Raw genomic sequence first — 24,008 nt, 5'->3', positions numbered from 1 at the left:
GTGCCGCTATTTGCCCACCAGCTGCGACAGCTTCTCGTGCTCGAACTGCTCTTTGCGTGCGGCATCTTCCGGCACGCAATCGGCAGTCTTTTCAACCTTCGACAACTTCTCGATGGCCTGCCACAGCAAGGCGATCTGGTGCTCTTGCCCCGTCGCGTTGTCGATCAAGCCCTTCAGCGCAAGTGACAGCGGATCGTCTTCCAGCGTGATGCCGTAAGCCGAGAACTTGCTGGGCTGGCCCGTCACGTCGGCACTGGTTCCTTCTTTCGACGGAATGATCCGCGCCGGGATACCGACCGCTGTCGCGCCCGCAGGCACCGGCTTGATGACGACAGCATTGCTGCCGATCTTGGCGCCGTCACCCACCACAAAGCCACCCAGCACCTTCGCGCCCGCGCTCACGACCACGTCGCGGCCCAGCGTCGGATGCCGCTTCTCACCTTTGTAGAGCGATGTGCCGCCCAGCGTCACGCCCTGGTAGATCGTGCAGCCATCGCCGATCTCGGCGGTTTCACCCACCACAACGCCCATGGCGTGATCGAAAAACACGCGCTCGCCAATCACGGCGCCCGGATGAATTTCGATGCCCGTGAGCCAGCGCGTCAGCATCGACGTGAAGCGGCCGAGCCACTTGAAGCCGTGCGTCCAGAACCAGTGCGAGAAGCGGTGCAGCACCACTGCATGCAGCCCCGGATAACAGGTGAGCACCTCCCACTTGCTGCGCGCGGCAGGGTCGCGGTCGAGGATGCACTGGATATCGGAGCGGATGCGCTTGAACATAGCCACACCAGTCTATCGTTTTACCCCGGCCGCTGCTTGGCGCATCGCCTTGGCAACACCACGAAGGATGTGGATTTCCTCAGGGGTGAGCTGCGCGCGGTTGAAAAGGCTGTTCAGCCGCGGCATCAGCTTTTTGGGCGCAGCCGGGTCGAGAAAGCCAATATCCACCAGCGCCTGCTCCCAGTGCGCCAGCATGCCGGCGACAGACTGCGCATCGGCGAGCTCTTGTGCTTCGACGGGCGGCGCCGCAAAGCCACCGAGCGCCGTGCGCCACTCGTACGCAATCACCTGGATCGCTGCTGCGAGATTGAGCGAGCCGAACGAGGGATTGGTCGGGATGGTGAGCGCCGCATGGCAGCGATACACATCGTCGTTGCTCATGCCGAATCGCTCGGAGCCGAACAGGAACGCCACGCTGTCTGTCTTGCCGGGCAGCGTTGGCAAATGCTCGCGCGGCGAATACGTCGGTGGCCCAAAATCGCGCGGTGTCATTGCTGTGGCGCAGAGGTACGTCACGCCGTCGAGCGCTTCATCGAGCGTCTCGACAATTCGCGCGTTTTCAAGCACGTTGAGCGCGCCACTCGCCCGCTGGATCGTCTCTTCTCGGCGCAACACATTCGGCCAGCGCGGCGCGACCAGCACGAGCTCGTCAAAGCCCATCACTTTCATTGCGCGCGCAGCACCGCCGACATTGCCAGCATGGCTGGTGTTGATGAGGATGAAGCGTGTTTTCATTGGGCTGTAAAATCACGCCTATTGTCGCTGCCCATCGCTGGCAGCGTTTCGCTCCTCACGGACGCGCCCCGATCTTCCATACAACTCATGTCGTCACCCAACCTCCACCCCATGCTCAACACCGCCGTCAAGGCGGCGCGTGCCGCAGGCGCGATCATCAACCGCGCGGCGCTCGACGTTGAAGCAGTCCGCATCTCGCAAAAGCAGGTCAACGATTTCGTCACCGAAGTCGATCATGCGAGCGAAAACGCGATTATCGAAACCCTGCTCACGGCTTACCCCACGCATGGCATCTGGGCCGAGGAATCGGGCAAGACACATGGCGTCAAGGATGCCGACAACGTCTGGATCATCGATCCGCTCGACGGCACCACCAACTTCATCCACGGCTTTCCAGTCTATTGCGTGAGCATTGCGCTGGCCGTGCGCGGCAAGGTCGAACAGGCCGTGATTTACGACCCGAGCCGCAACGACCTGTTCACCGCCACCAAGGGCCGCGGCGCTTACATGAACGAGCGCCGCCTGCGCGTGTCCAAGCGCATCGACCTGCGCCAGTGCCTCATCTCCACGGGCTTTCCTTTCCGCCCGGGCGACAACTTCAACAACTACCTGCGCATGATGTCCGACGTGATGACACGCACGGCCGGCCTGCGCCGCCCGGGTGCTGCTGCGCTCGACCTCGCGTATGTCGCAGCCGGCTTCACCGACGGATTTTTTGAAACCGGGCTGTCGCCCTGGGATGTCGCTGCGGGCTCGCTGCTCGTGCAGGAGGCCGGCGGGCTGATCGGCAACTTCACTGGCGAATCCGACTTCCTGGAGCAAAAGGAATGCGTGGCCGGCAACCCGAAGATCTACGGCCAGCTCGTCGGCATTTTGAGCAAGTACAGCAAGTTCGCCAGCGCTGGCGACAAGGCCATCGTGCGCCAGCAAGCGGTTGACTATGCGGCGCGCGAAACCAAGCCGCTGGGTATCGGCGACGCAGCCGCCGATGCAGCCACAGACGCAACGACTGACGCAACCACCGACGACACCCGTGCGCACCGAGACGCTGAATCCTGACCTGACGAGCCTGCTGCCCGACATCCTGCAAACGCACGTCTGGACAGCCACGGCCACTGCCGCGCTGGTCGCGGTCTTTGCCGCGCTGGTCGTGCACCGCGTCGGCCTGGCGGTGCTGCGCCGCGTCGCGCGAGACACCGTGGTCGTCAAAGCCATCATCGAAGCGACACAGCGCGCTGCCGGCGCAGTACTGCCCTTGGCCGCACTGCAAATCATCTGGGTGCTGGCGCCGGACACGCTGGCTCACATCAGCACCGTGCGGCACGGCAATGCACTGCTCTTGATCGCGGCCCTGACGTGGTTCGTGATGGGCGTGATCAACGGCCTGGCAGACGGGCTGATCGCGCGCCATCCCGTGTCAGTTTCTGACGACCTCGAGGCGCGGCGCATCCAGACGCAGGCCCATGTGCTTTCCCGCAGCGCCAATGTGCTGCTGGTCATTGGCGGCGCATCGATGGCGCTGATGACATTCCCGGGCGCCCGGCAACTCGGTGCGAGCTTGCTGGCATCGGCCGGTGTGCTGGGCCTGGTGGGCGGTATCGCCGCGCGGCCGGTGTTCAGCAACTTGATTGCTGGCCTGCAACTCGCCTTCGCGCAACCCATTCGCATCGACGACGTGCTGATCGTCAAAGACCAGCACGGCCGCGTCGAGGAGATCACCGGCTCTTACGTCGTGATGAAGCTGTGGGACGAGCGGCGCATGATCGTGCCGCTGAACTGGTTCATCGAAAACCCGTTCGAGAACTGGACGCGCTCCAGCTCCAAAATCGTCCAGAGCGTCTTCTTCTTCGTCGATTTCACGATGCCGCTGGAGGCACTGCGCGCCGAGCTCGACCGGCTGCTCGCGGTCGCGCCCGAATGGGACAAGCGAGTCGGCAAGCTCGCGGTGATCGACGCGACAGAGTCGTCGATGAAGATTCGCGTGCTGGTGTCGGCGGAGAACTCAGGCCTTGCCGGCGACCTGGGCCATTGGTTGCGCGAGCAGTTGATCGCCTTCGTGGCGCGCGACTATCCGCAGTGCCTGCCTCGCACGCGGCAGATCAGCTTTGCGCAGAGTGCGAGTCAGTGCGTCTGAAGATTGACACCGTGCGAAAGCACTGATGGCGGTGCGAATGTCATTCATATTGCTAAATCATGCCAGTCAGCTCGGGATGTAGCGGAACTGCTGCCATCGTTTCGCCATAGGCATTGGCCGCCTTGCTGGCTGCAAGCATCGCCTCCCATTCAAGGACTGGCAGCCATGCCCAGGCCGGTTTTCTCTCAGAGCTCAGGATCTCAGCGACTTCGTCCCGCGTAAGTCGACTCGGGTCGATCTGTATATTGACTTTGCTTTTGTACTCATCTGTCCAAAGGCATACCGGAGTTGCAGGAAAGTATCTGAGCGCACGGCAAACCGCCAGTACGTCGATGGCTTGGGGCGCCTTGGTGGGATTGCGGTAGAAGCCAGATTTTCCTACTGCGTCGAAGAGCATCGCCGTTCCAGCGTCGAGTCGGGATGCAGGGTGGGCACGAGCGCCTAACTCGACTTCGAACGACATCACGATGTCCGCAAATGAAGTGAGTTGACCGGTTGACGGCTTGACGTGAGGGCTGTCGCTGAGACGGGCAAGTCGCAGTAAATCCATCAATCTATCCACGCCCTCGCCCCGTTCAGTCTCCGTCGCGCCTGTTGCCATCGCCCAGAATGCCTCATGTACTTTGAGCAAAAGACGCAAGCCATCCTCATCCATAGCACCTTCAAAAAAGAACTCCTTCATCTTGTGAATCTGTCCCAACAGATCGGGATGACGCATATCGAGATTCACGGACGCGCTGAGCGGTTTGAAGAAACTTTCGGCCAGTTCAAAGTGGCTCGTGATCGAAGACGCGCTGTTAGAGTGCAAAACATCAAACATATGCGCTTTGACGGCTCTAATGCGTGAGGCCTCAATATCCGGATGCGGCACATCGGGAGGAAGCGGTGTTTCAAGCTCTCTTCGCGCTTTCGCCGCCTCTTCCTCAAGAGCAATTTCGTGTTGACGAAGGCGCGTCAGATCAGGGTCAGCATCTTGGCGAGGGCCCGCACCCTCCTGGTGCGATTCCGGATTCAGCTCTTCTTCCGGCGGCGGAGGCGGCGGAATTTCAACAGGCACTTCGACCGGAACCAATCCGGCGTGCGCCAAGCTCGCCGGCTGCAGTTGCGCTCGCGGCGCTCCAGGCGTTTCCACCGTGACCGGCGTGACACGCGACTTAACCGGCTGAGCGAACTCACCAGACAAAGGGCCTGCGGGTCTGGCGGGCGACAGGACAAGCGGATCGACTCGGGGATTCGACGCAGGCAATTGGGTTGCCGACGGACGCCGTCCGGCAGACGAACTGCTGCTCGCTTCAGGCGCTCCGGGATGGACAGTGCATCTGGCGTTTCGGGTCTTCCAAAACTTAAAGGGGTTAGTAATCCCAGGCATGGCTTGTTAAACGAGTTGGCGATCCCAGTCAGTAACCAAAATCACCTATGCGTTCCACAGTTGCGGGTGCGACCTTCGCATTCGCCCGTTCCATGCCCGGATACTGCGAAAGCTCACCTGACTGAACCCGCCTACCTTGAGTCCCCTCCCCGCCCCCAGCGCCCCGGCCGCACACACACCCATGATGGCGCAGTACTCACAGCTCAGCGAACAGCTGGCGCCACGCGAGGCAGCCGAACCGTGAAGGTCGTGCCTTCTTCGGCTTTTGAAGTCACCGTGAGCGCCCCGCCGTGCGCGCGCACGATTTCGCGGCAGATATAAAGCCCCAGGCCCAGCCCTGCGGGCTCACGCCGCTGCTCCGCGCCTTCGACACCTGGCCCCCTGGCCATGGGCTCGAAGATGCGCCCCAGATCCTGCTCGCGAATGGGCCCTCCCCAGTTGTGGACAGAGAAGTACGCATCCGTTTCGTCGGACCACAGCGCCAGCGTCACGGCCCCGACCGGGTCGCCGTACCGCAGCGCATTGCCCAACAGGTTGGACAGCAGCTGCCCCACGCGCCCTTCGTCCCAGTTGCCGTCGAACGTGCCGCTGCGCTGCAGCTCCAGCTGCCGCTGGGGGTGGCGCACCTGCGTTTCATGCAGCACCTTCGCCAGCTGGTCGCCCAGGTTGCCGGGCAGGCGGTGAATCGGCATGGCGCCGTCCGCCTGCGCCCGCGTGAAGTCCAGCACCTGCTCGATCAATCCGTTGATGCGTACCGCACTGTTGATGATGGTCGTCACCACCTTCTGCGGCGCCTGTGAGGTACGCGCGAGAATCTCGGCGGACATGACGATCGTGCCCAACGGATTGCGGATGTCGTGGCCCAGGATGCCGATGAACAGATCGGTCGATTTCTTGGTCTGCAGGGTGTAGCGGCTCACCGACTCAGCGATGGCCTGGTCGATCGACTCATTGAAGCGGGTCATCTCGCCCACGGGTTCCTTCGCGGCGCCTGAGGCAGACCACATCCGCAGGATATTGGCACGCAGCGCACGGTATTCCGTGATCATGGTGTCGATCGCGAAGCCGGAGCGGATGCGAAAGTCTGCATGGACTTCAGCTGCACTCAAGGTGGCGGAGCGCGGGCCCTTGCCTTTGGACTTTTGCTCCTGCTGCTCAGGGCTCTGGGGCTGCTCGATGTCGCGTGTAATCGACTTGAGAATCTCGCCAGCGTGGTCGCGCAGTTCGCGCTGGTTGAGCTCTTTGCCATCGTGCGCGCAGCTGGCGGCAAATTCGTCCCAGTCCTGCAGGATCTGTTCTGTATGGGCGGTGATGAATTGCGAGAGAGTCACGGGGCCTTCAGGGCAATGGGAGGAGTCCACGCATGAAGGCGTTGACACTGAATGTGACTGTGACTGTGCAGCGCGGCGGCGGCGAGCGCCAGACGCCAAACTGCTGAAGCGGCGTCGGCGATGTCCTACGAAGTGCGGCCCGCTGCCAGGTGGCTCTCAAATGGACACCGGGATAATGGCGGCATCACCTGACCAACGCCTACCTTGAGTCCCCTTCCCGCCCCCAGCGCCCCGGCCGCCCACACCCCCATGATGGCGCAGTACCTCGCCATCAAAGCCCAGCACCCGCACACGCTGGTGTTCTACCGCATGGGCGACTTCTACGAGCTGTTCTACGCCGACGCCGAAAAAGCCGCGCGCTTGCTCGACATCACGCTCACCAAACGCGGCAACTCCGCTGGCGAGCCCGTGGTCATGGCGGGCGTGCCATTCCACTCGGTTGAAGGCTATCTCGCCCGCCTGATCAAGCAGGGCGAGTCAGTGGCGATCTGTGAACAGGTCGGCGATGTCGCCACATCGAAGGGGCCGGTGGAACGCAAGGTCGTGCGCGTCGTCACGCCCGGCACACTCACCGACACTGAACTGCTGAACGACAAGAGCGAAGCCATCCTGCTCGCCGTGCACCAGGGCTCGCGGCACCGGCTGGGCCTGGCCTGGCTGAGCGTGACGCAGGGCGCGCTGCAGCTGGCCGAGTGCGCAGCCGATGAACTCGAGGCATGGGTCGCGCGCATATCGCCGAGCGAACTGCTGTTCAGCGCCGACGTGACGCCCGTCTTCGCGCAGCGGCTGAAGGCCATGCGTTCAGCCGCATCGTTCTCCCTCACCGAGCGCGGCGAATGGCAATTCGACTCGGGCCTGGGCCTGCGCAAACTGCTGGAGCAGTTGAACAGCGCCACGCTCGCAGCCTGGAACGCAGAAGAGCTGGTGCAGGCGCACGCCGCCGCTGCCGCGCTACTCACTTACGCCGAACACACACAGGGCCGGGCGCTGTCGCACGTGCAGAGCCTGCAGGTGCAGCGCGATGACGAGCTGATCGACTTGCCCGTGACGACGCGGCGCAACCTGGAGCTCGTGCAGACACTGCGCGGCGAAGACTCGCCCACGCTCTTCTCGCTGCTCGACACGTGCATGACAGGCATGGGCAGCCGCATGCTGAAGTCGTGGCTGCTGGAGCCCAGGCGCGAGCGCAGTCAGGCGTTGCAGCGTCACGATGCGATCGCCACGCTGCGCGACAACCTCTGGCAGCAGCTGCGCGCCAGCCTCAAAGGCACAAGCGATGTGGAACGGATCACAGCGCGCATCGCACTGCGGCAAGTGCGCCCGCGCGAGCTTGTCGGCTTGAAGCAGTCGATTGAGCGGGCGGCACAGCTATCGACTCAACTCACCGTCAGCGACCCACTGCTGGCTGAAGTCGCGGCCAGCATGTCGCCACCCGACGGCTGCTACACGATGCTTGCCCGAACGATCAAGGACGAGCCTGCCGCGCTCGTTCGCGACGGCGGCGTGATCGCAGCGGGCCTGGACGCCGAGCTCGACGAGCTGCGCGCCATCCAGGACAACTGCGACGGCTTCCTGCTCGAACTTGAAGTGAAAGAGCGCGCGCGCACCGGCATCGCCAACTTGCGCGTGCAGTTCAACAAAGTGCATGGCTTCTACATCGAGATCACGCAAAGCCAGCTCGACAAGATTCCCGCCGACTACCGCCGCCGCCAGACGCTGAAGAACGCCGAGCGTTTCATCACGCCCGAACTCAAGGCATTCGAAGACAAGGCGTTGTCGGCACAAGACCGCGCGCTCGCCCGCGAGAAGTGGCTGTACGAACAACTGCTCGACCAGCTGCAGCCGCACGTGGGCGCCCTCACCCGCCTGGCGCGCGCCATGGCGTCGCTCGATGCGCTGTGCGCGCTGGCAGAACGCTCGCTCGTATTGAACTGGTGCCGCCCGCAGTTCACGCGTGAACCCGGCATCGAGATCACGCAAGGCCGCCACCCGGTTGTGGAAAGCCGCCTTGCAGAAACCACCGGCGGCAGCTTCATTGCCAACGACACGCGCCTGGGCCCCAAGCAGCGCATGCAAGTGATCACCGGCCCCAACATGGGCGGTAAATCAACGTACATGCGGCAGGTGGCCATCATTTGCCTGCTGGCTGCCATGGGCTCTTACGTGCCCGCACAGGCGTGCCGCCTCGGGCCCATGGACGCGATCCACACGCGCATCGGCGCGGCTGACGACCTCGCCAACGCGCAATCGACCTTCATGCTCGAGATGACCGAGGCCGCGCAGATCCTGCATGCGGCCACAGCGAATTCGCTGGTGCTCATGGATGAGATCGGGCGCGGCACCTCGACCTTCGACGGCCTGGCGCTCGCCTCGGGCATTGCCGCGCATCTGCACGACAAAAGCCAGTCATTCACGCTGTTCGCCACCCATTACTTCGAGCTGACGGAGTTTCCGGCGAAGCACCATGCGGCCGTGAACGTGCATGTGAGCGCCGCCGAGTCCGGCACCGACATCGTGTTCCTGCATGAGATACAGCCGGGCCCGGCCAGCCGCAGCTACGGCATCCAGGTCGCCAAACTGGCCGGCATGCCCACGGGCGTCGTCAATCACGCGCGGCATGCATTGACTGCACTGGAAAACCAGCAAACCCTCAGCCGTGAGCAGGTAGACTTGTTTGAAGCACCGCCTGCCGCGCAAGCGCCCATGCACAGCGCCGTCGAGGCAGCGGTCGGCGCACTCAACCCCGATGCGATGAGCCCGCGCGAAGCCCTCGACGCGCTCTACCAACTCAAGAACCTGCAAGACAAACTATGAACCCCCACGCTCACATTCGTTCGCTGCCCCCCGAGGGGGCTGACCTCCTAGAGGCGGCTCGTCGGAGGTCAACATGACCTACTGCGTCGGAATCAAACTCAACGCCGGCCTGGTGTTCCTCTCGGACTCGCGCACGAACGGCGGCGTGGACAACATCAGCACCTTCCGCAAGATGATCGTGTACGAGCGCCCAGGAGACCGCTTCATGGTGCTGCTGTCGGCGGGCAACCTGAGCATTTCCCAATCGGTGCGCGAAATCCTGCAGGTCGAAAAGCTCAAGGAACCCGGCGAGAAAGAAGCGCTCACGATCTGGAACGCGACCAGCATGTTCGACGCTGCACGCGTGCTGGGCACGGCCGTGCGCCACGTGTATGACCGCGACGCCGAATCACTGAAGAACGCGGGCGTGGAATTCAATGTGTCGCTGATTTTTGGCGGCCAGATTCGCGGCGAAGGCATGCGCCTGTTCAATGTATATTCCGCCGGCAATTTCATCGAGGCCACCAGTGAAACGCAGTACTTCCAGATTGGCGAGTCGAAGTACGGCAAGCCGGTGCTCGACCGCGTGATCACGCCTGACACGCCGCTCGACGAAGCCGCCAAGTGCGCGCTGGTGTCGATGGATTCGACGATGAAATCGAACCTCTCTGTCGGCCCGCCGCTCGATCTCGTGGTGTACGAAGCGAACACCTTCAAGACCGACAAGATCGTGAGCATCGACCAGAACAACCCGTACTACCGCATGCTGCACAGCACGTGGGGGCAAAAGCTGCGCGAAGTGTTCGACAGCCTTGATGACCCGGTCTGGGACGACGCCAAGACCGACACGCCGTTGAAGGTCGATAGCAGCGTGAGCAAGCCTTTGAAGAAGATCACGCGGCCCGATGAGCGGCTGATCTGAGTCAGCCAACGACCGGGCGGATGTTTTGAGTCTTATTGTTTTTTCCCACGCCAACAGCTTTCCTGCCGCGACATACGCGGTGCTCTTCAAGAGCCTGCGCTCACGCGGGTTCCGCGTGAAGGCCGTCGACAAGTTCGGCCATCACCCTGACTACCCCGTCACGAACAACTGGCCGCACCTGGTGCAGCAGCTGCATGACCTGGCACGCCGCGAAGTTGACAAAGAGGGCGAGCCCGCTTTCCTCGTCGGGCATTCGCTGGGTGGTTTTTTGAGTTTGATGTGTGCTGCGCGTCACCCGGACCTCGCCCGGGGCGTGCTGCTGCTCGACTCGCCGCTGTTGGGCGGCTGGCGCGCGACGGCGCTGGGCGCGATGAAGCGCACGCAGATCGTCGGCTCGATTTCACCGGGGCGCGTGAGCCGCCAGCGCAAGAATCGGTGGCCGTCAAACCAGGCTGCGTTCGATCACTTCCGCAGCAAGAAGGCGTTTGCGCACTGGGACGAGCAGGTGCTGCGCGACTATGTCGAGCACTGCATGGTCGACGACGGCAGTGACCGCGTGCTGGCTTTCGACCGTGACATCGAGACAGCCATCTACAACACGCTTCCCGACAATCTGGACCGGTTGCTGCGCAGGCATCCGCTCAAATGTGGCGTCGGCTTTATCGGCGGCACGCGGTCCGACGAGATGAAGCAAGTCGGCCTGACCATGACGCTGCAGGTCACGCGGGGCCGCAACATGATGCTCGACGGCTCACACCTGTTCCCGATGGAGAAGCCGCTGGCAACGGCCGCTGCGATTGAGGCGGCGTTGCGGGGGTTTGAGCTTTAGGCAGCAGCTTGGCCCCAGTGCTCACGCGAAGATAAACCGAGGCTAGCTTTTTAATAAATTCAAATTTTGTGCAGTTGGTGCATAATTTTGATTTATTTCTGTTGTCCGAGGTGAATACGATGCTGGTCGAGTTCCGCGTCAAAAACTTCCGCAGCCTGCGCGATGAGCAAGTGCTAAGCCTTGTTGCGTCCAAGGACAAGACCTTGAAGGACACCCACACCCAGGCGACGGGCATCAGTGCAGCGCCCACCCTGCTGCGCAGTGCCGTGATCTACGGTGCCAACGCGGGCGGCAAATCCAACCTCATCAAGGCACTGCAATACATGCGGGGCGTGGTGATCGAATCGGCGACGGCGATCCAGCCGGGTCAGACCTTCGGCGTGCAGCCCTTCCGACTCGACGCTGACTCTGCCAGTCAGCCCAGTGAATTCGAAGTCACGTTCCTGCTTGACGGTGTGCGCTATCAGTACGGATTTGCCATGACGGCACAACGTATCGTTGGCGAGCACCTGCTGGTCTACAAGGCATTCAAGCCGCAGCGCTGGTTTGAACGCCACTTTGACAGTGAAACAGGCAAGGACGTTTACGACTTCGGTCCCGGCCTGAAGGGGCCCAAGAACTTGTGGGAAGGTGCGACGCGCCCTAACGCATTGTTCCTGTCGATGGCCGTGCAACTCAACAGTGATGCGTTGAGGCCAGTGTTCGACTGGTTTTCAAATCGGTTAGTGATCTTCAACGAGCTGGCCCAGCTCTCTGCGCAGGTCTCTATCCAGATGCTCAAGGAGGCCGGCGGACGCAGGGATGTCTGCAGATTTCTAACATCCGCAGACATCAGCATCGCTGACATCGACGTGGAAACACGCAGGGTGCCGGGACAGGCCATTCACTTCGATCTGGTGGCGGGCAAAACCGAGGTGCGCGCTGAAGAGATGGAGGAGCACAGGCTGCGCTTCCACCATGTCACTGAACAGGGCAAGGCGGTGTTTGAGTTGATGGATGAATCCAATGGCACGCGCAATCTGCTGTTTCTTGCCGGGCCAGTGCTCGACATCCTCAGCAAAGGGCTGACGCTGGTCATCGATGAACTCGATACCAGCTTGCACACCTTGCTGGTGCGTGAATTGGTGCAGTTGTTCCACCGCCCCACAGTCAACACAATGGGCGCGCAGTTGATCTTTACGACCCACGACACATCGCTGCTGGACGCGCCCGATCTGCTGCGTCGCGATCAGGTGTGGTTTGTTGAGAAGGACCAGGATCAAGCCTCGGCATTGGTCAGCTTGTCTGAGTTCAGCCCGCGCAAGAACGAGGCTCTGGAGCGCGGCTACCTGATGGGGCGGTACGGCGGTGTGCCGTTTCTTGGCCACACTCTCGGGCTGAAACACTGATGGCTCGCGATAACTCCCCGCAAGAGCGCCAGAAGAAACAGCTGGAGCGCAAGCAGGGGCAGCGGGCAAGTTACGACCGCATCCTGATCGTTTCCGAAGGCAGCAAGACGGAGCCAAACTACTTTCGGGAGATCCGTGCAGCCTATCGATTGCACACGGCCAATGTGGAAGTCCGCCCCAGCGAGTCGGGCACTGCGCCGATTCAGGTGGTGCAATACGCGCAGGCGCTATTCGAAGAAGGCGATCGCTACAAGAATATTCAGCGCCGCGCATTCGAGCAGGTCTATGCAGTTTTTGACCGTGACGACCACGCCAGTTATCACGATGCCCTGGCACTGGCCGCGTCCCTGAACGGCAAGCTCAAGAACGATGCCAGGCAGCCGATCCGCTTTCAGGCCATTGCATCTGTGCCCAGTTTCGAGTTGTGGCTGCTGCTTCACTACGAAGAAGTTCAAGCACCGCTGCATCGCAATGAAGTGATGCGACGCCTCAAACTGCACATTCCAGGCTATGACAAGGGTGCAGGCGACGCATTCTCAACCACGGCCAGACATCTGGCAGTTGCCATCCAGCGAGCTGAAGGGCTGGCGGCGCGCTTCAGCGCCTACACCGAACCAGAACCGTTCACTGCCATCATGGAGTTGGTCAAGCTGCTGACGACGTTGCGCAGTTGATCCGTCGGTTCAAAAATCTTATGCGCCTGCCAATGGGCGACACGGCCATGGCCGCGGCACACCGATGGCCCGAGTCGGCGTGGCAATGGAAGGTCTCGCCAGAGTCCACCTGCCGCAAGCGCCCCGAACGAGCGCTAAGCAGCCCACTTCACCAAACCAGACCAGGCCGTCCCCAGCACCACAATCCCAAACGCGATCCGGTACCACGCAAACGGCACGAAGCTGTGCGTCGAGATATAGCGCAGCAACCAGCGCACACACAGCCACGCACTCACGAACGAGAAAACGAGGCCGACAGCGAACAGCGGCAAATCGGCCATCGACAGCAGCGCGCGCTCCTTGAGCAAGCTGTACGCGCCCGCGCCAATCAGCGTTGGAATGGCGAGATAGAAAGAAAAGTCTGTCGCAGCCTTGCGCGACAGCCCCAGCAACATGCCGCCGATGATGGTCGCGCCGCTGCGGCTCGTGCCCGGGATCATCGCGAGGCATTGCACCAGGCCAACCTTGAGCGCATCGAGCCATGTCATCTCATCGACCGAGTTCACGCGCACCGCCGAAGGCGGGCGCTTTTCGGCCCACAAAATAATGAAGCCGCCGATGATGAACGTGCTGGCCACCACAGCCGGCGTGAACAGGTTCGCCTTGATGGCCTTGCCAAACAGAAGGCCCAGCACCACAGCAGGCACAAACGCAATCAGCACATTCAGCGCGAACTGCTGGGCGGACTTTTGCGTGGGCAACGCCACCAGCGTCTCGCGGATCTTTTGCCAGTACACGATGATCACGGCGAAGATCGCGCCTGTCTGGATCGCGATGTCGAAGACCTTCGCTTTCTCGTCATCAAAGCCCAGCAGCGCGCCCGCCAGGATGAGGTGCCCCGTGCTCGACACCGGAAGGAACTCGGTCAGCCCTTCCACCACACCCATCACCGCGGCCTTGGCCAGCAACACGAAGTCCACACGCGCTCCTTGAAAAGTGCGCGGATTATCGCTGGCGCTTGGCTTAAGGACGACCTGGGTTACTGGCGACTTGCCGCAGGCAGCGAGAACGTGAGGTTGCCCCAATAGCTGTCCCAGTCCACATCGGGCGAATCCGTCACCGGCACCATATGAACCACGCTCACCATCCACGTGCCGGCCAACGGCGGTGTGTAAGTGGCTTGCCCCCGCGCATCCGTCACCACGCGAATGAGCAACGACTGCGCACCGCTGCGCTGCCAGAACTTCACCAGCGCATTCGGCAGCGGCTTGCCTTCCCACAACACCCGAAACGCCAGGTCACGCCCGACGCCGCCGCGCTGCGGGTCACTCAGCGGCACGATCTCCAGCCGCTGCCCCGTCACCCGCGCAAAGGTCTGGTCGGCAGCTGTGCCCGATGCGCCCGGCCCACCCGCAGTGACCAGCGTCTTGATATTGCGCCTGTACCGCTCACGCCCCGGCGCGGCGGCCTTGCCCGCAGCCGCCCGGGCCTCGTTCACAAAGTCCAGCCCCTCGTCATGCAGATACGCATAAAAGCGCCCCGCCTCCAGCTCGATCTGGCTCGGCTGCGAGTCGATCGCCAGCAGGTGCGTGCCCGGCTCGCGCAGGGCCACGGCGAAATCGCCTACGGGCACATCAGGCGCCGTCGAAGTCAGGTCCACATCGCGCGTCGCTGAATAGTGGTGGGCCCGCGCCACCAGCGCCCGGTAAAAGCCGATCTGCTCGCCTGCGAACTGCTCGCCCACGAACATGCGCAGGCGCACGGTGCTGCCGACAGGCGCGTTGAAGCGGTCCGGTAGCAGCCAGAACTCATGGGCGCTGGCCGCGCAGGCGGCCAGCGAGGCCAAAAGAAAGACGAGGCAGCGAATGGGGGTGAACGGCATCTGATCGATTATTGGTCCGGATCCTGGCCTTACGCGAAATTTCCGGGGGTGGATGCATCCACCTGCCGTCCTGGCACGTAGTCAGTGCATGACGGCCCTCGAATTGCTTGAACCGCGGCCAAGCTCATCCGTGCTAGCCTCATGGACTGGTATGCGTGAGCCTGATCTCGATCCAACCGCGTCAAACACACTTCGCGACGCGCAAATCGCCGCCCAGCTGGCCGCAGCAGCGCGCGGCGATGCACGCGCCTTCGAGCAGTTCTACAACGCCACCATCCGCTATGCCATGGCTGTGGTGCGGCGCATCGTCGGCGACTCGCTCGGCGAAGACGTGCTGGCAGACTGCTATTTCCAGGCGTGGCGCAACGTGGGCCAGTTCGATCCGCAGCGCGGCAGCGGGCTGACGTGGCTTCTCACCATGGCGCGCAGCCGCGCGCTCGACCGCCTGCGCCAGGAAAAGCTGCGGCACGCCGGCATGAAAGCCACGCCCGCCGACGAATCACTTGAACTGCAGGCCAGCGACGAGCCCGGTCCGCAAGCGATTTGCGAATCGGTGGAGGCCTCGTCGCGGCTGTACCGGGCACTGGCCGACCTGTCCGGCAGCGAACGCTGGGTGTTGGGCCTGGCCTACTTTCGCGATCACTCCCACAGCGAGATCGCGCGCATCACCGGCTTGCCACTTGGCACGGTGAAGTCCCAGATCAAGCGTGCCCAGGAAAAGCTGCGTGAATGCCTGCAAGGCAGCGTTCAGCAACAATGACACCATGAGCCAAAAAGGCGACTCCCTCGACCCCGACATCGCGCAGGCACTCAACGCTGCCCAGCGCGCCACATCCAGCGCCGGCGACGACGCTGCCGTGGAACGCGTGCGGTCGCGCCTGATGCAGAACATCGCCGCCGACTCGGCATCGCACCACACGTTCGTGCCCGCCGGGCAAGGGCCGTGGCGCAACTTCCTGCCCGGCATCCAGCGCAAGGTGCTGCAGGAGCAGGCGGGCGTCATGTCGTACCTGTTGAAGTTCGCCCCGGGCGCCGTGCTGCCCGCGCACCGCCACCCGGTCGACGAGGAATGCGTCGTGCTCGAAGGCACGCTGCGCATTGGCGACCACCTGCTGCCGCCAGGCAGCTTCCACGCCGTGCGCAAAGACGTGCTCGACTGCGACAGCTCCAGCGACGAGGGCTGCGTCATCTACCTGCGCGGCGCGTCGCCCCGGTCCGAACAGCTGGTCTAGCGCTGCGGCGCGCCCGCCTCTCCCCCCGGCGAGGGTGCATCTCGCCCCGGCGAGCGTGCATCTCGCCCCGGCGGGCCTGCATTTCGCTCCCGGGCGCCTGCATTTCGCGGCGCCCTTTTTTCATTTCGTCCCAGCGCCGTGGCGCGGGGGCAGGCCGCCCGGCAAAGTCCGCTCCATCGCTGCAGAACGCAGCCCCCGCAACCAAGGAGCCGAACATGTCACCCGTCACCCCCGTCATCGCGATCCACATGACCGCTGCGATCCTGGCTGTCGTGACCGGCCCGATCGCCCTGTGGGCCCGCAAGGGCGCCCTGCAACGCCCCAAGCTGCACCGCGCCTTCGGCTACGCCTGGGTCACGCTGATGATCATTGCCGCGGCTTCCGCCTTCTTCATCCGCGGCGGCCACCTGCCCAACATCAACGGCTTCAGCCCCATCCACCTGTTCATCCCGTTCGTGTTCTTCGGGCTGGTGCGCGCCTTCTGGGCGCTGGCCAAGGGCAACGTCGTCGCCCACCGCAAGTTCATGACCAACCTGTACTGGGGCGCATGCGTCGGCGCCGGTGCCTTCGCCCTGCTACCCAGCCGCATCGTCGGCAACTTCCTCTTTGCCTGATTCGCCCCGCCAACCCGTTCGCCACACATTCATCTTCCGGAGAAAACCATGCTGCTGATTCAACTCATCGCCCAACACCCCGAAGCCATCGGCCAGGTGCTCAAGAACACGCCCGCATGGGTCGGCGGCCTGCTCGCCGGCCTCACAGTGCTCGGCGCATCGCAAGCGCGCGACCGTACGGCCAGCGTCGCCCGCATCGCCGTGATGCCCGTCGTCATGACCGGCCTGTCCATCTGGGGCATGGTCTCGGCCTTCGGCAACTCGCCGATGTTCGGCTGGGTCATGATCACCTGGATGTTTGCGGCCGCCGTGATGCTCGCGCTGGTCGCGCCGCAACGCGTACCCCAAGGCACCACGTACGACCCGCTCAGCCGCACGTTCTTCATGCGCGGCAGCTGGATCCCGATGGTGCTGATCCTGGGCATCTTCCTCACGAAGTACATCGTGGGCGTTGATACGGCCATGAACCCCGGCCTGGCCCGCGATGCGCAATACACGCTGGTCGTCGGCGGCCTGTATGGCCTGTTCAGCGGCCTGTTTGCCGGCCGCGCCGCACGCCTGCTGAAGCTGGCCTTCGGCCTGGGCCACAAGGGCGTGCCGGCCTGAGCAGGCCGCGCCAACAAATCACATCCATCACATCAACCGAATCTTCTGAAAGACCATCATGAGCAAGAACTACGACCCGAACGACATCGACCGCATCGCGCGCCGCCGCGCCGGCATGAAGATGGGCTTTTTCATCCACGCCGCTGTGTACATCGTCGTGAACCTGATGCTCGCCGTGCTGTCCGCCATGAGCGATCGCAGCTGGGCCATCTTCCCGGCCCTGGGCTGGGGCCTTGGCCTGGCGATCCACGGCGTTGTCGTGTTTCTTGCGACCGGCGGTGGCGGCTTGCAGGACCGCATGGTCCAGCAAGAGCGCGAGCGGCTGCAGGCGCAACGCGACGGCCAGCAATAAACAGGCAGGCCACGAGCGCGCCATGAAAAGTTTCATCCTGGTCTGCCTGCTGGCTGTGGCCTGCGCGTATTCGCAGCCCGGCATGGCAGACGCCTACAATGATTTGCAACCTGAGAACACCCCCCGCCATGAACCGCCTGAGCAATGACGAAATCGAGCGACTCGCCCACAAGCGTGCGGGTGCCAAGCTGGGGTGGTACTTCCACTTCGCGGTGTACGTGGTGGTCAATACCTTCCTGTTCGCGCTGTCTTACTTTGGCCTGCGTGAACGCGCCTGGTCGATGTACCCGGTGCTCGGCTGGGGCCTGGGTGTGGCGCTGCATGGCCTGTCGGTCTTCCTGATCGGCCAGGGCGGCGGCATCCGCGAGAAGATGGTGCAGCAGGAGCGCGAGCGCCTGCAGCGCCAGCGCAGCGGCGGGCAATGAACATCGACTGGATCAGCAAGCTGCGGCACTTGCTGCAGGTCATGGCGTTCTGCCTCGTCGTCGCCACCTTGCAGTACGCCTTTCGCCCGGACCGGTCTTATGCAACCCCGGTCGTGTATTCGATGTTCATCGGCCTGATCACCTGGCTGTGCATCGACCTCGGCCGGGACCTGTTTCCTTCCAGCGCCGAAACAGGCTGGCCAAAGGGCATCGCCGGTGTTGCGCTGGTGGTCGGCGGCATTGTGGTGGGCTGGTTCTTCGGCAACCTCGTGGCCAACCAGGTCTGCCTGTATTACGGCTTCTACCCGCCAAGCCCCGCCCCGCCGGGCGACGGCAACGAGTTTCGCAACTCCGTGCTCATCACCGTCGTGGCCGGCGTCGTCTGCAGCTACTACTTCTATAGCATCAACCGCAGCTCTTACCTTGAACGCAAGATGGGCGAGGCGCGCCGCCAGGCTGATGACGCGCGGCTCAAGGTGCTGGAGACGCAGCTGGAGCCGCATATGCTGTTCAACACGCTCGCCAACCTGCGCGCGTTGATCAGCGTGGACCCCGAGCGCGCACAGACGATGCTCGACCACATGATTGCCTACCTGCGGGCCACACTCAGCGCATCGCGCAGCACCACGCACCCGCTGCAGGCCGAGTTCGACCGCCTGCACGACTACCTGGTGTTGATGTCGATCCGCATGGGCCAGCGCCTGGCATTCACGCTCGCGCTGCCGCCCGAGCTGGCGCAGTTGCCTGTGCCCGCGCTGATGCTGCAGCCCATCGTCGAGAACAGCATCAAGCACGGGCTGGAGCCCAAGCTGGAAGGCGGCCGCATCGACGTGAGCGCGCGCCGCGAAGGCGGCGAGCTGGTGCTGGAAGTGCGCGACACGGGCGTGGGCCTTCAAGACAACAACGGCGCGCCCAAAGGCTACGGCATGAGCCACGTGCGCGAGCGGCTGGGCACCATGCACGGTGCGCGCGCCACCATGGATTTCGCAGCAGCCCCCGAAGGCGGCACCCGCACGATCATTCGCATTCCGGCAGGAGCATGACCATGCCTCACGCCTCCAGCGCCACCACGGCCCCCACCTCGCCCACCGCCCTCATTGCCGAAGACGAGCCGCTGCTCGCACAGGCCCTGCAGATCGAGCTGAAAAAAGCGTGGCCGCAGCTCACCGTGGCAGGCATTGCAGGCGATGGCCAATCGGCCGTCACGCAGGCATTGCAGCACCTGCCCGACGTGCTGTTCTTCGACATTCGCATGCCGGGGCAAAGCGGCCTCGATGCAGCAGCGGAACTGGCGGATGAATGGCCCGAGGGCAAGCCATTCCCTGCGCTGGTGTTCATCACGGCCTATGACCAATACGCGGTGCAGGCGTTCGAGACACAAGCCGTTGACTACGTGCTCAAGCCCGTGCAAGCCGCGCGCCTGCAAAAAACCGTGAAGAAGGTGCAGGAAGCGCTCGCGCTGCGATCGCAGGGCGAAGCACCTGGCGATATCGACGCCGCCATGGACAAGCTGCGCAGCCTGCTGGGTGCCGTGAACGCGCCGGGCGCCACGGCACAAAAACTGTCCGTGGTGCAAGTGAGCGTGGGCACGAACATCCGCATGGTGCCCATCGAAGACATCGTGTATTTCGAAGCTGCCGACAAGTACGTGCGCGTGCTGACCGAAGCGCATGAATACCTCATCCGCACGCCGCTCAAAGACCTGATTCCGCAGCTCGATGAATCGAAGTTCTGGCAGATCCATCGCGGCACGGTCGTGCGTGCGAGTGCGATCGACAGTGTCTCGCGCGATGAAGCGGGAAAACTCTACTTGCAATTGCGCGGGCGTGCCGAGAAACTCGCCGTGAGCCGGCTGTATGGCCATTTATTCAAAGCAATGTAGTCAAAGCGATGTAGTGCATGAGTGATGTGGCGCCCTTCGACATTCAGGGCATCAAGATTCCGCTGTTGCAGGACTTCGGCCAATACGCCGATCTCCAGGGCGGCGTGCTCAATACCAACTGGTACACGCCGTGGTCAGACGTGATCCAGTCCATCAAGGCCGACGGCGCTAACAACGTCACGCTCATGCTGTCAGCGGGCGTGCTGGCCCACTACGACGACAACGCGTTCGATCCAAGCCTGCGCTACATGCCGTCAGATGCGACAGTGCGTGCACTCGCCGAGGCGATTCAGGCAGCAGGGCTGAGCGTCACGATCAACCTGTTCGCGCATGTCGCCAGCACGATCACTGGCACCAGCACCGGCCAGGACAGGCCGCATCCGACCGACCCTGCTTTATGGATGCAGAACTTCGGCGCATCGGTGCTGCATTGGGCGGGGTTTGCGCAGGACATCGGGGCGCTGGCCTTCATCCCCTTTGGCGACGAGACACAGCATCTGCTGCGCGACCCGACGATCACCCAGCAATGGATCGACCTGACAGCGAGCATTCGCGCCACCTACTCGGGTATCCTCACGACCAACTGGTGGACACCCGGCAACGGCGACTCGATCACGTCCATCCCGGCCAGCGTGATCGAGCAATTGGACATGCTCGGCCTGGGCCTTTTTCCCAACCTCACGCACGACACCAATGCGTCGCAAGAGGCGCTCGAAGCGTCCTATAGCAGCGACGTCCACGGCAACGACGTGCTCGACTTCATTCGTGGCCTGGGCGATCGTTACGACAAGCCGGTGTGGATCACCGACAAAGCGTTTCACAGCTTCGACGGCGCGGCCGCCGACGAAGGCCGCATCTTCGACCCCACAATTCCACTCGTGCAGGACCTGCAGGAACAAGTCCGGCTGTATGAGAGCTTTCTTCATGTGATGACGGCCACCAACGACGGCTGGCTCGCGGGCGTCTCGTTCCAGAACTTCAACAACTTCATCGACGGCGCCGTCAACACCGCGCGCTTTCTCGATGGCCCGCTGTCTGAATCGCCACAAAACAAACCCGCCGAAGCGGTGCTGGCAGCGTGGTTCAACGGGCTGCGGCAAGGCCCCGGCATCACGGTGGTGGACGACTTCCACAATGGCGAAGTCAGCGGCGGCTATGGCCACGACACGTTGACCGGCGGCGCAGGGCAAGACACGCTTGTTGGCGCAGTTGGCGATGACTTATTTGTGCCTGGGCCGGCCAACTCCACGCCCTTGACTGGCTATATGGTGGACATCACGCTGCGCGGTGTGCTCGCGGGCGGTGCGACACCCGTCGTCTCGATCCTCGACTCCGACGGGCACGCGTTCCTCACGCACACGCTCACCGCCTCGCTCGACCCGGCGCAACCGGGCAACAGCGGCCCGGCCGAGCACCTCCAGTTCCTCACGGACGACCCGGCGGGCTTCACCATCCGTGAAGACAACTGGGCCTTTCTCGGTTTTTCGCCGCAGGGCAACCGGTTTGTGCGCATTGAAGGCATCACCGTCAATGGCGTGCCGTTGAACCTGCCGCAGTCGCTGGTGTACGTCACGCCCGAAGGCCAGACGCAGCCGGGCGGCTTCGATTCGGTGCACGGCGGGCGCTTCGACGTTGCAATCAGCGCGGCCATTGCACCCGTCGTGATCAGCCCTTCGCCTGACAACGACCACGTCTATGGCGGCGATGGCATCGACACCGTGCAATACGCGGGCGTGCGAGCGGGCTACAGCCTGGCGCATGACGGCAGCGCGTTGATCGTTGCTGATACATGGGGCTTCGATGGCAACGACACGCTTGCCGGTGTTGAACGCTTGCGCTTTGCAGATGGCTCTATCGCCATGGATCTCGACGGGCATGCTGGCACCGCAGCCAAGGTGCTGGCCTCAGTGTTTGGTGCAGGCGTTGTTGACAGCCCTTACTACGCCGGCATCGCGCTTTCGCTGGTGGACTCCGGCATGACGCCGACTCAGCTGATGAGCGTTGCGCTCGACTTCCGGCTGGGCGCGGGCTACACCGCTGCGGACATGGTCGCGCTCGTGTACCAGAACCTGGCCGGCCAGGCGCCATCGCCAGGCGAGCTGGCCTACTTCGTGTCACTCACCGGGCCGAGTGGCTTCACGCCCGTCGCGCTCGCCTTGCTGGCCAGCGACACGCCGCTCAACCTTGCCAACATCGACTTCGCAGGGCTGCAATCGCACGGCTGGGAATTTATGTGACGCACAAGGCGATCCGAGCGCGTAGTTGAATCCACCGCGGCAAGCGCCGCGTACATGGCGGGCAACCTCAACATTTCAGGAGCCCATCCATGATTCGACTTTCCCTTCTTGCTGCCGCCTGTGCCGCATCTGCCACCCTGCTTTCCGCCTGCGGCGGGATGATGATGGCCAAGCCCTACGACCAGGCCATGCTGCCCCCCGGTGTGCAAGTGCCTGCCGGCCACAAGGTGGCGATGGAAACCGTGGGCGCTGGCGACATCACGTATGAATGCCGCGCCAAGGCGAACATGCCCGGCGAGCACGAGTGGGTGTTCGTCGGCCCCGACGCCAAACTCATGGACCGCAGCGGCAAGCAAGTGGGCCGCTACTTCGGCCCGCCCGCCACGTGGGAGAACATGGACGGCTCGAAGGTCACGGGCGCGCAAGTCGCCGTGGCCCCTGCCATGGCCGGCAGCATTCCTTACCAGCTCGTCAAAGCCAACCCCGCCATGGGCAACGGCATGATGAATGGCACCACCTACATACAGCGCGTGGCCACGATGGGCGGCGTTGCACCGGCAATGGCCTGCGGCGCCGCGAACATGGGTGCCAAGCAAGTCGTGAAGTACCAGGCCGACTACATCTTCTACCGCGCGATGTAAGGCAGAGCCGCCGCGCTCGCGTCCGTCAATTGATGTGGTCCTTGTCCTACGTGATGCCACTGCGCCGGCGCTGTTTACTGCGAATCAATCACCCCGACTCCTCTGAGTCCCCTCCTCCTCCGGGGTGAGCTGGAACCGGCCCTCCGTCCCGGAACTGGCATGTTGGCCCCAGTCCTTGTGACTGGGGCCTCTTTTTTTGGGTAGCGCCTTTGCAGCACACGCAAAAAAAAGGCCCCGACGCTCATGCGGCGGGGCCCAGCCTTGGAGAACTCTGTCAGATCTGGATCAAAAAAGCGCGGCGCGCTTAGCGGTAACCGTGGTGCCTGTAGTGCCCGGCGCGATACACGGGGCGGCCGTAGTAGCCACCGTAGATCACAGGGGCCGGGCGCACGTAGTAAGTCGGCTGGTAGTACGTGGTGGGGTAGTACGTGGTGGGGTAGTACGTGGTGGGGTAGTACTCTGCCGGGTAGTAGTTCGACGAGTAGTACACCGGTGCCGGTGCGTAGTAAGGCTGCGAATACACCTGCGGGTAATACGGCGCGTTGGATGCGCCGATGACCACGCCAGGGGCGATGGGCGCGCTCACGCTGAAGAACACATTGCTGCGGGCCTGGGCGGCGCCGGCAGCGCCCGCAACCACAAGGGCCACGGCGGCGGTCTTGGCAAAACTGCTGAATTTCATGATGGGTACTCCTGTTTGAACCCATTTAACGCGCTGGCGGTGCCGCCGAATACCCCACGGAACGTCAAGTGCGTTGCTGGAAGTAACGGGAAGGCGCCTGCTTGTGACCTCGATCACGTTTGCTGAAAAAAAATGCGCTCATCCGTGGGCAGGCATTGGCTGGCCGGGGCGCGAAGGCGCGCCGTCTGACGCGTGTGGAACCACACCGCCTACAGCCCGGATGCAGCCCGCGCACCCATGATGAAGAGCAGGCAAATTGCCCTGACCCATTGAGGACCCTCATGAAAAAACTCGCACTGATCGCACTCGTCACCATCGCATCGACCGCCGCCATGGCCCAGGCACCGGCAGGCACCACCAGCCGCCAGCCGGCTGAAGTGAGCCCCACGATGTCTGACCTTGCCCCCGAAAAACGGATTCCTTGCTGAGGTGTAATTTGGCAAGGAGAAACGACAAATGGGTAAGAAGCCGAGGGCGAGGTACACGCTCGAATTCAAGCTGGAGGCGCTGAGGCAGATTGC

Annotated in this window: 26 protein-coding genes; 19 read left to right on the top strand and 7 right to left on the bottom strand. The window is 63.0% G+C overall.

Going from position 1 to position 24,008, the window contains the following annotated elements:
* Positions 1-6: 6 nt before the first annotated feature.
* A complete protein-coding gene (gene cysE, locus GHT07_RS11150; protein ID WP_153585166.1) occupies positions 7-780 on the bottom strand; it encodes a serine O-acetyltransferase in 774 nt (257 codons plus the stop codon).
* Positions 781-792: 12 nt separating this feature from the next.
* Entirely contained in the window at positions 793-1,515 is a 723-nt protein-coding gene (locus GHT07_RS11145) for an RNA methyltransferase (RefSeq protein WP_153585165.1), read from the bottom strand.
* Between the two features lie 87 nt (positions 1,516-1,602).
* On the opposite strand from GHT07_RS11145, the gene GHT07_RS11140 reads away from it, so the two are divergent.
* Together GHT07_RS11140 and GHT07_RS11135 are read left to right on the top strand one after the other, a co-directional pair.
* Complete coding sequence (locus GHT07_RS11140; protein ID WP_153585164.1) at positions 1,603-2,574, top strand: inositol monophosphatase family protein; 972 nt, start codon at positions 1,603-1,605, stop codon at positions 2,572-2,574.
* Positions 2,504-3,649 carry a mechanosensitive ion channel family protein gene (locus GHT07_RS11135; RefSeq protein ID WP_153585163.1) on the top strand — a complete coding sequence of 382 codons (1,146 nt, stop codon included), beginning with the start codon at positions 2,504-2,506 and terminating at the stop codon, positions 3,647-3,649. The genes GHT07_RS11140 and GHT07_RS11135 overlap by 71 nt, the downstream gene beginning before the upstream one ends.
* A gap of 52 nt (positions 3,650-3,701) precedes the next feature.
* On the opposite strand, the gene GHT07_RS11130 is transcribed toward GHT07_RS11135, so the two are convergent.
* Together GHT07_RS11130 and GHT07_RS11125 are read right to left on the bottom strand one after the other, a co-directional pair.
* On the bottom strand, positions 3,702-4,736 hold the full coding sequence (locus GHT07_RS11130; RefSeq protein ID WP_153585162.1) for a hypothetical protein: 1,035 nt from the start codon (positions 4,734-4,736) through the stop codon (positions 3,702-3,704).
* Between the two features lie 485 nt (positions 4,737-5,221).
* Positions 5,222-6,349: a sensor histidine kinase gene (locus GHT07_RS11125; protein ID WP_194792905.1), complete on the bottom strand. Its 1,128-nt coding sequence runs from the start codon at positions 6,347-6,349 to the stop codon at positions 5,222-5,224.
* Between the two features lie 249 nt (positions 6,350-6,598).
* On the opposite strand from GHT07_RS11125, the gene mutS reads away from it, so the two are divergent.
* The 5 genes from mutS (at position 6,599) to GHT07_RS11100 (ending at position 12,955) form a co-directional block, all read left to right on the top strand.
* Complete coding sequence (gene mutS / locus GHT07_RS11120) at positions 6,599-9,163, top strand: DNA mismatch repair protein MutS (protein WP_153585372.1); 2,565 nt, start codon at positions 6,599-6,601, stop codon at positions 9,161-9,163.
* Between the two features lie 73 nt (positions 9,164-9,236).
* Complete coding sequence (locus tag GHT07_RS11115) at positions 9,237-10,064, top strand: proteasome-type protease (RefSeq protein WP_153585160.1); 828 nt, start codon at positions 9,237-9,239, stop codon at positions 10,062-10,064.
* 25 nt (positions 10,065-10,089) lie between these two features.
* Positions 10,090-10,893 (top strand): alpha/beta hydrolase, encoded by an 804-nt coding sequence (locus tag GHT07_RS11110; protein WP_153585159.1) that lies wholly within the window; start codon positions 10,090-10,092, stop codon positions 10,891-10,893.
* Between the two features lie 119 nt (positions 10,894-11,012).
* Positions 11,013-12,281, top strand: a complete 1,269-nt coding sequence (locus GHT07_RS11105) for an AAA family ATPase (RefSeq protein ID WP_153585158.1) — start codon at positions 11,013-11,015, stop codon at positions 12,279-12,281.
* The gene (locus GHT07_RS11100; RefSeq protein WP_153585157.1) at positions 12,281-12,955 is read left to right on the top strand and encodes an RloB family protein; all 675 of its coding nucleotides are present in this window, start codon (positions 12,281-12,283) and stop codon (positions 12,953-12,955) included. Before GHT07_RS11105 ends, GHT07_RS11100 begins: the two co-directional genes overlap by 1 nt.
* A 134-nt stretch (positions 12,956-13,089) precedes the next feature.
* On the opposite strand, the gene GHT07_RS11095 is transcribed toward GHT07_RS11100, so the two are convergent.
* Together GHT07_RS11095 and GHT07_RS11090 are read right to left on the bottom strand one after the other, a co-directional pair.
* Entirely contained in the window at positions 13,090-13,914 is an 825-nt protein-coding gene (locus GHT07_RS11095) for an undecaprenyl-diphosphate phosphatase (protein WP_323740893.1), read from the bottom strand.
* Between the two features lie 59 nt (positions 13,915-13,973).
* Positions 13,974-14,816 (bottom strand): DUF4198 domain-containing protein, encoded by an 843-nt coding sequence (locus tag GHT07_RS11090; RefSeq protein WP_153585156.1) that lies wholly within the window; start codon positions 14,814-14,816, stop codon positions 13,974-13,976.
* Between the two features lie 151 nt (positions 14,817-14,967).
* Between GHT07_RS11090 and GHT07_RS11085 the strand changes: the two genes are divergently transcribed.
* The 11 genes from GHT07_RS11085 (at position 14,968) to GHT07_RS11040 (ending at position 22,805) form a co-directional block, all read left to right on the top strand.
* Entirely contained in the window at positions 14,968-15,576 is a 609-nt protein-coding gene (locus GHT07_RS11085; protein WP_194792904.1) for an RNA polymerase sigma factor, read from the top strand.
* A 4-nt stretch (positions 15,577-15,580) separates the two neighbouring features.
* Complete coding sequence (locus GHT07_RS11080) at positions 15,581-16,048, top strand: cupin domain-containing protein (protein WP_228488304.1); 468 nt, start codon at positions 15,581-15,583, stop codon at positions 16,046-16,048.
* A 215-nt stretch (positions 16,049-16,263) separates the two neighbouring features.
* Complete coding sequence (locus GHT07_RS11075; RefSeq protein ID WP_153585154.1) at positions 16,264-16,662, top strand: DUF2306 domain-containing protein; 399 nt, start codon at positions 16,264-16,266, stop codon at positions 16,660-16,662.
* 48 nt (positions 16,663-16,710) lie between these two features.
* Positions 16,711-17,268, top strand: a complete 558-nt coding sequence (locus tag GHT07_RS11070; RefSeq protein ID WP_228488303.1) for a DUF6622 family protein — start codon at positions 16,711-16,713, stop codon at positions 17,266-17,268.
* Positions 17,269-17,326: 58 nt separating this feature from the next.
* Positions 17,327-17,620 (top strand): 2TM domain-containing protein, encoded by a 294-nt coding sequence (locus tag GHT07_RS11065; protein WP_153585153.1) that lies wholly within the window; start codon positions 17,327-17,329, stop codon positions 17,618-17,620.
* Between the two features lie 22 nt (positions 17,621-17,642).
* The gene (locus tag GHT07_RS21630; protein ID WP_267237620.1) at positions 17,643-17,768 is read left to right on the top strand and encodes a hypothetical protein; all 126 of its coding nucleotides are present in this window, start codon (positions 17,643-17,645) and stop codon (positions 17,766-17,768) included.
* Positions 17,749-18,045, top strand: a complete 297-nt coding sequence (locus tag GHT07_RS11060) for a 2TM domain-containing protein (protein WP_228488302.1) — start codon at positions 17,749-17,751, stop codon at positions 18,043-18,045. Before GHT07_RS21630 ends, GHT07_RS11060 begins: the two co-directional genes overlap by 20 nt.
* Positions 18,042-19,088 (top strand): sensor histidine kinase, encoded by a 1,047-nt coding sequence (locus GHT07_RS11055; RefSeq protein ID WP_153585151.1) that lies wholly within the window; start codon positions 18,042-18,044, stop codon positions 19,086-19,088. The genes GHT07_RS11060 and GHT07_RS11055 overlap by 4 nt, the downstream gene beginning before the upstream one ends.
* 2 nt (positions 19,089-19,090) lie before the next feature.
* A complete protein-coding gene (locus GHT07_RS11050; RefSeq protein ID WP_153585150.1) occupies positions 19,091-19,927 on the top strand; it encodes a LytR/AlgR family response regulator transcription factor in 837 nt (278 codons plus the stop codon).
* Positions 19,928-19,944: 17 nt separating this feature from the next.
* On the top strand, positions 19,945-22,164 hold the full coding sequence (locus tag GHT07_RS11045; protein ID WP_153585149.1) for a glycoside hydrolase family 113: 2,220 nt from the start codon (positions 19,945-19,947) through the stop codon (positions 22,162-22,164).
* 89 nt (positions 22,165-22,253) lie between these two features.
* Entirely contained in the window at positions 22,254-22,805 is a 552-nt protein-coding gene (locus GHT07_RS11040) for a DUF3455 domain-containing protein (protein ID WP_153585148.1), read from the top strand.
* Between the two features lie 304 nt (positions 22,806-23,109).
* Here GHT07_RS11040 and GHT07_RS11035 read toward each other — a convergent pair whose 3' ends face one another.
* Positions 23,110-23,487 (bottom strand): hypothetical protein, encoded by a 378-nt coding sequence (locus tag GHT07_RS11035; protein WP_153585147.1) that lies wholly within the window; start codon positions 23,485-23,487, stop codon positions 23,110-23,112.
* A 281-nt stretch (positions 23,488-23,768) separates the two neighbouring features.
* Between GHT07_RS11035 and GHT07_RS11030 the strand changes: the two genes are divergently transcribed.
* Positions 23,769-23,915 (top strand): hypothetical protein, encoded by a 147-nt coding sequence (locus tag GHT07_RS11030; protein ID WP_153585146.1) that lies wholly within the window; start codon positions 23,769-23,771, stop codon positions 23,913-23,915.
* The last annotated feature ends 93 nt before the right edge of the window (positions 23,916-24,008 follow it).

Source organism: Caenimonas koreensis DSM 17982 (genome assembly GCF_009646335.1).
GTDB lineage: Bacteria > Pseudomonadota > Gammaproteobacteria > Burkholderiales > Burkholderiaceae_C > Ramlibacter > Ramlibacter koreensis.
The sequence above is the reverse complement of the archived record's forward strand: the minus strand, read 5'-3'. Positions and strand labels throughout refer to the sequence as shown.